This is a genomic window from Streptomyces sp. NPDC023481 (genome assembly GCF_055560195.1).
Genome location: NZ_JBVHJE010000021.1, coordinates 1 through 13,025 on the forward strand (window position 1 = coordinate 1; position 13,025 = coordinate 13,025).

8 protein-coding genes are annotated in these 13,025 nt (G+C 74.3%); 3 read left to right on the forward strand and 5 right to left on the reverse strand.

The annotated features are described in order from the left end of the window. Nucleotides 1-395: 395 nt before the first annotated feature. Complete coding sequence (locus ACZ3ZD_RS32320; RefSeq protein WP_467405297.1) at nt 396-944, reverse strand: MarR family winged helix-turn-helix transcriptional regulator; 549 nt, start codon at nt 942-944, stop codon at nt 396-398. Between the two features lie 134 nt (nt 945-1,078). On the opposite strand from ACZ3ZD_RS32320, the gene ACZ3ZD_RS32325 reads away from it, so the two are divergent. Continuing rightward, nucleotides 1,079-2,353, forward strand: coding sequence for an MFS transporter (locus ACZ3ZD_RS32325; RefSeq protein WP_467405301.1), 1,275 nt, complete (start codon nt 1,079-1,081; stop codon nt 2,351-2,353). A 28-nt stretch (nt 2,354-2,381) separates the two neighbouring features. Here the strand turns inward: ACZ3ZD_RS32325 and ACZ3ZD_RS32330 are convergent, their stop codons facing one another. From ACZ3ZD_RS32330 to ACZ3ZD_RS32340, 3 genes are all read right to left on the reverse strand, one after another. Beyond that, nucleotides 2,382-3,197, reverse strand: a complete 816-nt coding sequence (locus ACZ3ZD_RS32330; RefSeq protein ID WP_467405304.1) for a class I SAM-dependent methyltransferase — start codon at nt 3,195-3,197, stop codon at nt 2,382-2,384. A 2-nt stretch (nt 3,198-3,199) separates the two neighbouring features. After that, a complete protein-coding gene (locus ACZ3ZD_RS32335; protein ID WP_467405307.1) occupies nt 3,200-4,915 on the reverse strand; it encodes an ATP-binding SpoIIE family protein phosphatase in 1,716 nt (571 codons plus the stop codon). A 133-nt stretch (nt 4,916-5,048) separates the two neighbouring features. Beyond that, nucleotides 5,049-6,425: an NAD(P)/FAD-dependent oxidoreductase gene (locus ACZ3ZD_RS32340; RefSeq protein ID WP_467405309.1), complete on the reverse strand. Its 1,377-nt coding sequence runs from the start codon at nt 6,423-6,425 to the stop codon at nt 5,049-5,051. Nucleotides 6,426-6,802: 377 nt separating this feature from the next. Here ACZ3ZD_RS32340 and ACZ3ZD_RS32345 point away from each other — a divergent pair, with 377 nt between their 5' ends. Beyond that, nucleotides 6,803-7,540 (forward strand): TetR/AcrR family transcriptional regulator, encoded by a 738-nt coding sequence (locus ACZ3ZD_RS32345; protein WP_467405313.1) that lies wholly within the window; start codon nt 6,803-6,805, stop codon nt 7,538-7,540. A gap of 213 nt (nt 7,541-7,753) precedes the next feature. Beyond that, entirely contained in the window at nt 7,754-9,646 is a 1,893-nt protein-coding gene (locus ACZ3ZD_RS32350; RefSeq protein ID WP_467405315.1) for a sigma-70 family RNA polymerase sigma factor, read from the forward strand. On the opposite strand, the gene ACZ3ZD_RS32355 is transcribed toward ACZ3ZD_RS32350, so the two are convergent. Next, nucleotides 9,633-12,983, reverse strand: a complete 3,351-nt coding sequence (locus tag ACZ3ZD_RS32355; protein WP_467405318.1) for an ATP-binding protein — start codon at nt 12,981-12,983, stop codon at nt 9,633-9,635. The two genes, ACZ3ZD_RS32350 and ACZ3ZD_RS32355, sit on opposite strands and share 14 nt — an antisense overlap. Nucleotides 12,984-13,025: the final 42 nt, after the last annotated feature.

Here is a 13,025-nt window from a genome sequence, read left to right on the forward strand (position 1 = left end):
TGCGTTTCCGACTCTATCAGATCTTTTCTCGATCCGATTTCCTCGGTGCTTTCCAGGTTCCCGCTTCCGCGTTTCCCTTTCCGGCGGTTCCGACTCTATCAGATCCTTTCGGCGTCTGACTCCCAGTCAGGGGGGTTTGTCTTCCCGGCTGTTGGGCCGTTCCGACGTCTCAAACCTTAGCGGATCCGCCCGGCGATTCCCAATCGGGCCGCCGAGTCCCTATTCGAATTGAATTCGGGCACGCCGAAATCAACCCGGAGGGAAGATCGTGCTGGTGGTGTGAGGGTGCCGCTCAGGGCGGCTGAGGTGCTGCCGAAGAACCGTTACGGCCCTGCGGCAACCCGAAGAACCTTACGGATCGGGCGAGGCCGTGTCAACAGCCCCTGTCAAGATCTTTAATCGAGGTCGCTGAGCCGGCCGCCGGCGTCCGGCTGGGCGTGCTCGACCCTGCGCAGCAGCCTGGTCAGGACCTCGCCGAGCACCGCGCGCTCGACAGGGGTGAGGTCCTGGAGCAGGTCCTCCTCGAAGACGGTCGCCAGGCGCATCGCCTCCAGCCACTTCTCGCGGCCCTCGGGGGTCAGCTCCACGATCACCCGGACCCGGTTGGACTCGTCGCGCTCGCGGGTGACCAGCCCCTCGGTGACCATGCGGTCGATCCGGTGGGTCATCGCGGCCGGCGTGAGGCCGAGTCGCTTGGCCAGGTCGCCCGGGCCCATGCGGTAGGGGGCGCCGGAGAGGACCAGTGCCTTGAGGACCTCCCACTCGGCGTTGCTGATGCCGAGGGCGGAGGTCTGGCGGCCGTAGGCGACGTTCATCCGGCGGTTGAGCCGGGACAGGGCCGACACGATCTTCTCGACCTGGGGGTCCAGGTCCCGGAACTCGCGCTGGTAGGCGGCGATCTGTTCTTCGAGCGTCGGCTCGGTGACGCCGGGGGTGTCGGCCATGGGCGCAGTATGGCACGCCGACCCTTTGCCTTGAAGTCCTTGACTGTGTACTCTTTAGCTTCGAACTTTAGCTTCGAAGTCTTCAGGTCTAACTAGTGAGAGAGGTGAACGTGACCAGGGCGATGGGCGCAGCGATGCGCCGAATCCACGTGGGTAACGCACTCAGCGCGTTCGGGCTCGGCTTCACCGTCCCCTACCTGTACGTCTATGTGGCGCAGGTCAGGGGTCTTGGAGCCATGACGGCGGGACTCGTGCTCGCCGTCTTCGCCGTGGCCGCGCTGATCGTGCTGCCGTTCGCCGGCCGGGCGATCGTGCGGCGCGGCCCGCTGCCGGTTCTGCTCGCCGCCCTGGTGACCGCCGCTCTGGGTGCGCTGAGCCTCGGTCTGGCGGGCGGTGCCGTCACCGTGCTGCTGTCCGCGGCGGCGCTCGGCGCCGGGCAGGCCGTGATGCAGCCGGCGCTGGCGACGATGATCGTGGACTGCTCCTCCGCGGACACCCGCTCGCGTGCGTTCGCGATGCAGTTCTTCCTGCAGAACCTGGGGCTTGGCGTCGGCGGGCTCATAGGCGGCCACCTCGTCGACACCACGCGCGTGTCCTCGTTCACGCTGCTGTTCGCGATCGAGGCGGCGATGTTCCTGCTGCTGGTCGGCGTGTTGGCGACCGTGCGGATGCCGCACTCGCCGCGCATGGAGGACGCTCCCGCGGAGTCGGCGAAGGGCAGCTGGAAGCAGCTGCTCGGGAACCGGGCGATGGTGCAGCTGTGCGTGCTGGGCTTCGTGCTGTTCTTCGCCTGCTACGGACAGTTCGAGTCGGGGCTGAGCGCGTACGGCGTGGAGGCGGCCGGGATATCGACGTCCGCGCTGGGGACGGCGCTGGCCGCGAACACGCTCATGATCGTCGTCGCCCAGTTCGCCGTGCTGAGGCTCGTGGAGCGGCGCCGCCGGTCCCGGGTCATCGCCCTGGTCGGGCTGATCTGGGCCGTGGCCTGGCTGGCCGCGGGGTACGCGGGGCTGGGGCACGGCAGCCAGGAGATGGCGACGGCCGCGTTCGTGTCGACGTACGCGCTGTTCGGGCTGGGTGAGGCGATGCTGTCGCCGACGGTCGCGCCACTGGTCGCCGATCTGGCGCCGGAGGGCATGGCCGGGCAGTACAACTCGGCTTTCGCCCTGGTCAAGCAGCTGGCGCTGGCCGTGGGCCCGGCGGTGGGCGGTCCGCTCGGAGCCGCGTTGCACGGGCCGTACATCGTGACGTTCCTGCTGTTCTCGCTGGGGATCACCGTTCTGGCGCTGCGGCTGGGCCGTCAGCTCACCGCCGTACAGGACCGGCCGCGGCCGGCGCGCGGGACCCGGGTGGTCAGGCGGGGCGGCGCGCCCGCGGAGCAGGACGCTCCGCTGGTGGAGCCGCACTAGGTGTGCGGTCCCGCGGTCGCCGGGGGGGTCAGCGGGTTGCCGTGACCAGGTGGGCCGTGAAGGGGAGCGTTGCCGTGCCGTCGTCGGCGAGGTGCTCGGCCAGGCGTTCGCGGACCAGGGCGGCGGCCCGGTTCAGGGCGTCCTCGCCGCCGGCCCGCCTGATCGGGTCGCCCCAGGTGGCGGACAGGTGGGCGTGGGCGTACGCGTCCAGCGGGGGCAGGGTGATGCCGAAGGTGGTCTCGCGCTGGGTGAGGCCGGTGTAGCCGGCGGTGCGCAGGCCGGTGGTGAGCTGCTCGGCGGTGACGGCGAAGGAACGGGCGAAGAGGCGGAGCGCGTCGGCGCCGCCGTACTCGTGGACGGCTCGCTGCTGGGCGAGGAAGTAGGGCTGGCGGTCGACGGGGGCCCAGACGGCCGCCGCGAAGCGGCCCTCGGGACGGGTGACGCGGGCGGCCTCGGCGAGGGCCGCGTCGTGGTCGGGGAAGAGCCGGGCGCCCTCCAGGCAGACGACCGCGTCGAAGGTGGCGGTGTCGTAAGGCAGGTGGCCGGGGGGCGCCACCGTGAACGTGATGTCGGGGTAGAGGCGGGGGTGCCGGTCCCGGGCCACCCGGATCAGCTCGGCGTCGCTGTCGGCGCCGTGGACTCGGCCGGTGGGGCCGACGAGGGCGGCCGCCGCGCGGGCGGCGAGGCCCGTGCCGCAGGCGAGGTCCAGGACGGTGGTCCCGGGGCGCAGGTCCACGGCGTCCAGCAGTTCGCCGACGAAGGGCGCCATGATCGGGGTGGAGTGGGTGTCGTAGCCCTCGGGCCCCTCGAGCGGGCCGTTCCGTGCGCCGGATCCGTCAGTCATGGTCAGCTTCTAGCACCCGGGTGCGCGGGTCGCCGGGCCGCCGCGCTGCCCGGGGCGGCCTCGGGTCGGTGTTTTGCCTTCGGCAGGACGAACTCGCACCAGACCGCCTTGCCGCCGCCGGGAGTACGGCGGCAGCCCCAGCTGGAGGCGATCGTCGCGACGATCGCGATGCCCCGCCCCGACTCGTCGCCGGGTTCGGCGCGGCGCCGTCTGGGCAGGTGGTCGTCGCCGTCGGTGACCTCGACGATGAGACGGCGGTCGGTGCGGCGCAGCCGGAGCCGCATGGGCGGGGTGCCGTGCTGGAGGCTGTTGGCGACGAGTTCGCTGGTGGCGAGGACGCCCAGGTCGTGCAGTTCGGCGGGGAAGCGCCAGCTGGTGAGCACGCCGGACGCGAAGGCACGCGCGCGGGGGGCCGCTTCGACGCCGCCGAGGAGTTCGAGGGCCGCGTTGCGGAAGAGGTCGCCGTCGGGGCCCGTACGCGCCGGGTGCTGGAGGACGAGGACGGCGACGTCGTCGTCGTGGTCGGCGGTGACGCCGGCCGAGCGGACCAGGCGGTCGCACACGACCTGCGGGGTGCCGGTGGCGCCGGCGAGGGCGCCCTCCAGCTTGGCGATGCCCTCGTCGAGGTCGGCGTCGCGGCGCTCGACCAGGCCGTCGGTGTAGAGGACGGCCGTGGAGCCGGGGCCGAGGGCGATGGAGCCGGAGGAGTGGATCCAGCCGCCGGTGCCGAGCGGCGGGCCGGTGGGTTCGGCGGCGCGGGAGACCGTGCCGTTCTCGTCGCGGACCAGGATCGGCAGGTGGCCGGCGGACGCGTAGACCAGGCGGCCCTCGTTGGGGTCGTGGACGGCGTAGACGCAGGTGGCGATCTGGTTGGCGTCGATCTCGGCGGCGAGGCCGTCGAGGAGCTGGAGCACCTCGTGCGGGGGCAGGTCGAGGCGGGCGTAGGCGCGGACGGCGGTGCGCAGCTGGCCCATGACGGCGGCGGCGCGCACCCCCCGGCCCATGACGTCGCCGATGACGAGGGCGGTGCGGCCGCCGCCGAGGGTGATCACGTCGTACCAGTCGCCGCCGACCGCGGCCTCGGTGCCGCCGGGCTGGTAGGTGGCGGCGATGCGCAGGTCGTCGGGCTGTTCGAGTTCCTGCGGGAGCAGGGAGCGCTGGAGGGTGACGGCGGTCTCGCGCTGGCGGCGCTCGCTGGCGCGCAGGCGTTCGGCGGCCTCGGCGTGGTCGGTGACGTCGGTGGCGAAGACGAGGACGCCGGCGTCGCGGTCGCCGTCCTCGGCGACGGGGGTGCAGGTGAAGGTGTACGAGCGGCCGTCGACGGCCTTGCGGGACTTCAGCGTGCGGGGCTTGCCGCTGCGCAGCACCTGGTCGAGCAGCGGGAGCAGGCCGAGTTCGACGAGTTCGGGCAGGGCCTCGCGGGCGGGGGCGCAGGTGGGGCGGGCGCCGAAGGCCGCGGTGTAGGCGTCGTTGACGTAGGAGATGCGGTGGTCGGGGCCGTGGACGAGGGCGACGAGGGCCGGGACGCGGTCCAGGACGTCCCGCGCGGGCAGTTCGTCGACGGCGGGCACCGGGGGTGTGCCGTCGGCGGACTGTTCGGCGCGGGCCGCGGGCACGGAGCCTTCCCCCCGCCGGTCCGGGGTGACCGCCGTCTCGGTCCGCGCGGCGGCGCGGCGCTGCGTTCCGGGGAGCCGGGCGCTCCAGCGCGTGAAGTTCACTTGGGGAAAGCCTCGTGGGTGCTAGGTCGGGCGGGTGGCCCGTCCGACGTCGTAGGGCAGTCTGGCAGGGAGCGGGCCGCGGCGGGCGACAACCGTCAGACGCCGGCGCGGACCGTGGAGTTCCCGGGGCGGGTCAGGACGACCCCTTCGGGTCGTCGGAGGGGCCCTGGGAAGGCTTTCCCCCGGCCGCGAGTTCGAACTCCGCACGGGGGTGTTCGAGTGAACCGAGCGAGACGATCTCCCGTTTGAACAGCCCGGCGAGGGTCCATTCGGCGAGCACCCGGGCCTTGCGGTTGACGGTGGGGACCCGGCTGAGGTGGTACACGCGGTGCATGAACCAGGCAGGGTAGCCCTTCAGCCGGCGGCCGTAGACCTGCGCGACGCCCTTGTGCAGGCCCAGGGAGGCGACCGAGCCGACGTACTTGTGCGCGTACGTGTCGAGGGGCTCGCCGCGCAGCGCGTGGACGATGTTGTCGCCGAGGACCTTGGCCTGGCGGACCGCGTGCTGGGCGTTGGGGGCGGTCTCGGTGCCGGGGTCGGCGGCCGTGACGTCGGGTACGGCGGCGGCGTCGCCCGCGGCCCAGGCGTGTTCGGTGCCGTCGACGGTGAGCTGGGCGGTGCAGCGGACCTTGCCGCGCTCGGTGCGGGGCAGGTCGGTGGCGGCGATCAGCGGGTGCGGTTTGACGCCGGCCGTCCACACGAGCGTCCGGGTCGGGAAGCGCTGGCCGTCGCTCAGTACGGCGACGCGGTCGGCGCAGGACTCCAGGCGGGTGTCCAGCAGTACCTGGATGTTGCGGCGGCGCAGCTGGGTGACGGTGTAGCGGCCCATCTCGGGGCCGACTTCCGGGAGGATGCGGTCGGTGGCCTCCACGAGGATCCACTTCATGTCCTCGGGGCGCAGGTTGTGGTAGTAGCGCGCGGCGTAGCGGGCCATGTCCTGGAGTTCGGCGAGGGCCTCGACGCCCGCGTAACCGCCGCCGACGAAGACGAAGGTGAGGGCGGCGTCGCGGAGGGCGGGGTCGCGGGTGGAGGAGGCGATGTCCATCTGTTCGAGGACGTGGTTGCGCAGTCCGATGGCCTCCTCGAGGGTCTTGAACCCGATGCCGTACTCGGCGAGGCCGGGGATGGGCAGGGTGCGGGCGACGGAGCCGGGGGCGAGCACGAGTTCGTCGTAGTCGAGGAGTTCGGCGGTGCCCTCCTCGGCGGTGGCGAGGGTGGTGACGGCGGCGGTGCGTACGGCGTGGTCGACGGCGGTCACCTCGCCGACGACGACGTGGCAGTGGTCGAGGACGCGGCGCAGTGGTACGACGACGTGGCGTGGGGAGATCGAGCCCGCGGCGGCCTCGGGGAGGAACGGCTGGTACGTCATGTACGGGTCCGGGGTGACGACCGTGATCTCGACCTCGCCCCGTCTCAGCTCGGCCTTCAGCTTCCGCTGGAGGCGCAGGGCCGTGTACATCCCGACGTAGCCGCCGCCGACAACCAGAATGCGCGCACGTTCCTTCACCATCCCATGACGCACCCGGCGCTGGTGTTTGTCCACAGCCCCGGCAATTTGTGTGACCGGCGGCCGGGTGTGCGCGGGGCCGGCCGAGGTGGCGGTGGGGGACGAAAGGGGGCAGGTCAGCGGGGGCGGGCCAGAGGGGGCGAAGGGCGCCAAGAGGGACGTACACGTCCCGTACTCCGATCGGGGGGCGCACTGTGCGGAACCTGCCCCTTCTGAATTGACTGTCTCTCAACTATGTTCGTGTGTCGACGGAGTGTAGGGAATGTGGTCGAACGGGTCCGCGACGGGCGGGGCCGGTCGGGACCAAGGCCGGTTCCGCGCACTTCGCTTTCAGTGGCGGGGAGAGTCTCCGGGGGGAGACGTCATTACCGGGGGAACACATGCATGTTCAGGAAACTCATTGGGCATCCGCAGCCGCCGTCGCACCGGGCGGTAAGGCGATGACCGTGGCGGGAGGCACCGGGCGCGCGGACGTGGCGCGGACGACCCCGCTGCGGGTGGACGCACAGCGCAACCTGGAGCACGTGCTGCGTGCGGCGCGTGAGGTGTTCGGCGAGCTGGGGTACGGCGCGCCGATGGAGGACGTGGCGCGGCGCGCCCGGGTCGGGGTCGGCACGGTGTACCGGCGCTTTCCCAGCAAGGACGTGCTGGTCCGGCGGATCGCCGAGGAGGAGACGGCGCGGCTGACCGAGCAGGCGCGGACGGCGCTCGGGCAGGAGGACGAGCCGTGGTCGGCGCTGTCGCGGTTCCTGCGGACGTCCGTGGCGTCGGGGGCGGGGCGGTTGCTGCCGCCGCACGTGCTGAGGGTCGGCTCCCCGTCCGCGTCCGCCGAGGAGACCCGGGTGCCCCAGCAGCGGGTGCAGCCGGGCGGTGCCGAGCTGCGGCTGGTGGCGGAGGGGGCCGACGACGCGGGGGCCGGGGCGCTGCTCGACGTGGTCGGTCAGCTGGTGGACCGGGCGCGGGCGGCGGGTGAGCTGCGGACGGACGTGTCCGTGGCCGACGTCCTGCTCGTGATCGCCACGGCGGCGCCGTCCCTGCCGGACGCGGCCCAGCAGGCGGCGGCCTCGGCACGGCTGCTGGACATCCTGCTGGAGGGGCTCAGGTCCCGCCCGGCGTAGTCCGCGACGGCCGCGGCGCGGGCTCCGGTTCCGGCCGGCGTGGCACGCGCCGCGGGCTTCGCATGCCGGGCGTTCGAAGGGTGTTCGGGGGTGTGCGGGCAAGTCCGCTCGGATGAGTGGACGGGGCGGGTGAAAGCGGGCTCCGGGGGAGGCCGGTGTGGCACGCTGAGCCGGTGACGGGTTGGGCTGGGCCGGTGTCGGGGGCTGTCGGCGATGGGCGTTGACAAGCGGGGCGGGTCACGCGGTGATGACGGGGAGACGCTCGGGCCGGACTCACCCCAGGTACCGAAGCAGGGCGGGCGTTCCGCCGAGACGAGCGTGCCGGCCCAGCGTGAGGGGAGCGTGCTGCCCCCGCCCCGGGAGCTGCCGCCCGCCGACGGCGAGCTGATCGGGCGGATGCGGGCCGGCGACGACTCGGCCTACGAGGAGCTGTACCGGCGGCACGCCGACGCGGTACGCCGGTACGCGCGCACCTGTTGCCGGGACGCGCACACCGCCGACGACCTCACCGCCGAGGTGTTCGCCCGGATGCTGCAAGCGGTCCGCGGTGGTTCCGGGCCGGAACACGCCGTACGCGCCTATCTGCTGACCTCCGTGCGGCGCGTCGCCGCGCGCTGGACCAGTTCCGCCCGGCGCGAGCAACTCGTCGACGACTTCGCCCTCTTCGCCCAGCAGGCCGCCCGGACCCCGGCGGCGTCCGACGACGACACGCTGGGTCTCGGCGCCGACGTGCGCGCCCTGCACGAGGCCGAACAGTCCCTGGCCATGCGGGCCTTCCGCTCGCTGCCCGAACGCTGGCAGGCCGTGCTGTGGCACACCGAGGTCGAGGACGAGTCCCCGAGCGAGGTGGCCGTCCTGTTCGGGCTGGACGCCAACGGCACCCGCGTGCTCGCCAGTCGCGCCCGCGAGGGGCTGAAGCAGGCCTACCTCCAGGCCCACGTCAGCGCCGCCCTCGCCCTCGACGAGGAGTGCGCCCGCTACGCCGACCAACTCGGCACCTACGCCCGCCGCAAGCTGCGCGTCCGGGCCGAGCGGGGTCTGCGCAAGCACCTCGCGGAGTGCGCCAGGTGCCGGCTGGCGGCGGCCCAGATCGAGGAGGTCGCGAGCGGTATCCCCGGTGTCGTGCCGGTCGCGGTCGTCGGCTGGTTCGGGGCCGCCGGGTACGCCAAGGCCCTCGGGATCGTGGCCGGCAGCGCCGGCGCCGGGGCAGCCGCCGCGGCCACCGGCTCGTCCGGCGGAGCGTCCGGCGCGGGCGGGGCCGCGGCCGCCGAGGGGCTCGGCGCGCCGGTGAAGGTTGGGATCGCGGCCGGTGTCGTCGCGGTGGCCGCCACCGCGGTCGCCCTGGCCCTGGTGAATGACGGCCACCCGGCCCGGCAGGTCGCCCGGCCGGCACCGTCCACGCCGGTCGTCCAGACCCCGGCCGTCCACCCACCGATCAGCCACACCCCGGCCGTGCGGGCACCGGACGTACGGACCCCGGCCGCCCCGCAGCCGGTCGTCGCATCGCCCCCCGTACGGCCACCGGTCGTACCAACCGGGACGACCGCGCCCGCCTCGCCGACCTCCGGGCCCGCCCCCCGGCCGTCCCGCACGCCGCCGCCCGTGGTGCCCGCTCCACCCCCCGCTCCGAAGCCGACGCCGACCCCCACGCCCGCTCCGCCACCCGCGTCCACCGTCTACGAGCTGAGCGACCTGCGCTTCGACGTCGCCGGCGACGGCACCCGGCCCGAGATCGTCCTGGCGGAGAGCAGCTGGGTGTGGCAGCGGTACGGCATGTCGATCGGCGGTGAGCGGTACGCGCGCGGGGTCACCGTGCGCGGCGCGTCGTCCGTCACCGTCGCCCTCAACCGGCAGTGCACCGCCTACGACGCCCTGGCCGGCGTGGACGACATGACGCTCGGGCTCGGCAAGGTCTCCTTCTCCGTCTACGCCGACGGGGTCCGGCTGTGGCGGTCGGGCCCGGTCGGCGGCAGCGACCGGGCCGTGCCCGTCCATGTGGACCTCACCGGGCGCGGCACCGTACGGCTCGTCGTGGAACCGCGCGGCAGCGCCCTCGACCGGGTGGCGCCGGTGGACTGGGCGGAGTCCCGGTTCACCTGCCGGTAGCCGGGCTCCGGCCCTCCTGGACGGCCGGGGCCGCCGCGCCCAGCTCCCGCAGAACGTCCGGCACGCCGAGGGAGGCGCCCCGGGCGCACTCGGCGGCGTAGCGGCCGGCCGGGAGGTCCACGCGGGCCTCGGCGCGCACCCGGGCCGCCTCGCTGCGCTCGGGTTCGGGCCGGCTGAGCCCGTCGCGCCAGTGGTCCGCGGCGGCGAACAGCCGCAGCGCGCCCGGGAGATCGCCGAGCCGGGCCAGCAGACAGGCCGCCACGTCCACCAGACCGGCCGTGATCGACTCGGCGCACCAGTCGGTCACGGCCTGCCGCAGGGCGTCGGCCAGGATCGCCACCCCGTGCGCCGGGCCCGACTCGTCGGCCGCGAGCAGCGCCTCGACCATCCGCTGGGCCGCCGCGAACTGCGGGGGCGGGGTGCTGTCCCGCGTCAGCGTGCGGATCGCCTCGTACAGCTCCCGGGCGCGGGCCGGCTGCCCGTCGTGCAGGGCGATGTGGGCGCGCAGCAGCAGGACGAAGGCCTTCGCCTCCGGCACCGCGTACCGGTCCGCTGACCTGTCCCCCTCGGCCAGGGCGGCCAGCGCGGTCTCCCGGTCGCCGGAGCGGTAGGAGATCTCGGCGAGCCGGGCGATCAGGAACGGCGACTCGGCGTACGCGCCCACCTCGTAGGCGAGCCGCAGCGCCTCCTCGTACTCGCCGCGCGCCTCCTCGTACCTGCCGCGTGCCATGGCCGTCTCTCCGGCCGCGCTGCACACCTGGGCGCGCATCCAGCGGTCGCCGACGCGCCGGGTGAGGGTGCGCAGCTCGGCCAGGTCCTCGTCCACGCCGCGCAGGTTGCCCGGGGAGTCGACGGTCACGTGGGCGCGGTACATCAGGGCGACCGCGACCTCCCAGTCGCCGCCGTGGCTGCGGGCGTTGTCCACGCACGTCGTCATGTGCGGGCGGATGTCGGCCGGGCCGCCCAGGTAGTAGGCGGTCAGCGGCCAGATGATGCCCGGGAGCCGGGCCGCCTGGGGGCCGCCCCGCTCGTAGTGGGCCCGCACGCGCGCGAGGTACTCCCGGGCGCGCCCGTCGGCGGCGAGGTTCTCCGTGCCCGTCTCGGAGATCAGGAACAGGTCGAGCATGCGCAGGTCCATCCGCAGCGCGTGCAGCGGATGCCCGGCCTCTGCGTCGGGGGCGGCGAGGAAGGCGCCGACCGGGTCGGCGGACTCCACCCGAGCCATCGCCTCGCCGGGCAGCGCGCCCGCGGGCAGGGCGTCCAGGGCGACGCCCAGGCGGAGCACCAGCCGTACCCAGGTGATCGCCTCCTGGCGGTGGTTGCGCAGCCACCAGAACCAGCCGATGGCAAGCACGATGGCGCCCGCCTCCGCCTCGTCGCCCGCCTGCACCGCGCGGTCCAGGGCCGCGCGGACGTTGTCCAGCTCGGTCTCCAGGCGGGTGAACCAGGGGAGCTGGGCGCCCGAGCGCAGTTGCGGCTCGGCCTCCTCCACCAGCGCGCGCACCCACGCGCGGTGGCGCCGCTCGGCCGCCTCGCGCACCCCGGGGACCTCGGCCGCGCGCTCGGTGGCGTACTCGTGGATGGTCTCCAGCATGCGGTAGCGCATACCGGCGCCCGAGCCGGTGCCGGTGCCGTCCGGCTCGGGCGGGGCGGCGACCACGAGGGACTTGTCGACCAGCGCGCCGAGCAGGTCCGCGACCGGGCCGGTGCACACGGCCTCGGCCGCCGCGAGGTCCCAGCCGCCGGCGAACACCGACACCTCGCGCAGGACCGTGCGCTCCCGCTCGTCCAGCAGTTCCCACGACCAGTCGACGACCGCGCCCAGGGTCTGCTGGCGGGGCAGGACCGTGCGGCTCCCGGACGTGAGCAGGCGGAAGCGGTCGTCCAGGCGGTCGGCGATCTGGCGCGGGGTCAGCAGTCTGAGCCGGGCGGCGGCCAGCTCGATGGCCAGCGGCAGCCCGTCCAGGCGGCGGCAGATCTCCGCCACGGCCCCGGTGTCGGCGAGCACCGCGTCGGCGTCGGGACGGACGGCCTTGGCGCGCTCGGCGAAGAGGCGGTGCGCCTGCTCCGGGGCGAGGGGCTCGACCGGGCGCACCCACTCACCGGGGACGCCCAGGGGTTCACGGCTGGTCGCGAGGATCGTGAGCCCGGGGCAGTGGGTGAGGAGGGTCTCGGCGAGGGCGGCTGCCGCGCCGACGACGTGCTCGCAGTTGTCAAGGATCAGGAGGTGGCTGCGCGGTGCGCAGTACTCGATCAGCAGCGCCGTGGGGTCGGCCTGCGGGGTCGCCAGGTCGCCCGTCAGCAGCACGGTCTCGCGCAGACCGAGCGCGCTGACCACCGCGCCGGGCACCGCCTCCGGATGGTCGAGCGGGGCCAGCTCGACCAGCCAGGCCGAGGGGAGCGTGGCGGCGGTCTCCTCGGCGAGACGGGTCTTTCCCGAGCCGCCCGGTCCGGTGAGGGTGACCAGGCGGGCCCTGTGTACCTCCGAACGAATGGCCTCGATCTCCGGTTCCCGCCCGACGAAGGAGGTCAGACGGCGGCGGAGGTTCCCGGTGCGCTCGGGCGGTCGGAGGGGGGTCCCGGGCTGCGGGCGGACCCTGGTGTCCGGGGGGACCGGGTGCTCCTGCCGCAGCAACGACGCGTGCAGGGACCTCAGTTCCGGGCCGGGGTCGGTGCCGAGGGTGTCGGCGAGGGTGCGGCGGGCGGACTCGTAGGCGGCGAGGGCGTCGGCCGGGCGGCCGGTGTCGCGCAGGGCGCGGATGAGGAGGGCGTGCAGCGGCTCGTCGTACGGGTACGCGGCGGTCAGCTCGCGCAGCTCCGGTACGGCCTCCTGGGCGCGGCCCAGGGCGAGCGCGGCGGCGGCGCGGGCGCGGGTCGCCTCCTGGCGCAGGGCGTCGGCGCGGGTGGCGGCGGCGCGGTCGGGGAGGTCGGCGAGGGCCGGTCCGTACCAGAGGCCGAGGGCGTCGGTGAGGGCGCGGTGGGCGGCGGCCGGGTCGCCGGCGGCGAGGGCCTGGGTGCCGGTGCGGGTGAGGCGTTCGAAGACGTGGAGGTCGACGTCGTCCTCGGTCGCTTCGAGGCGGTAGCCGCCCGGGGTGGAGGCGATGGCCTGCCGGCCGAGGGTACGGCGCAGCCGGCCGACGAGTGCCTGGAGTGCGGCGGTGGCGTCCTGGGGCGGGTCGTCCGCCCACACCTCGTCGACGAGGGTGTCGGCGCCGGTGGTGCGGCCGGCGCGGAGGGCGAGGGCGGCGAGGAGCGTGCGCAGGCGCCGGCCGCCGATGGGTAGGGCGGTGCCCTGGTCGTCCGCTGCTTGGGTTACGCCCAGGATCCTGTACCGCACCTGGTCATTGTGGCGGCACGTGGCGGATGGGGCACGGGGGTT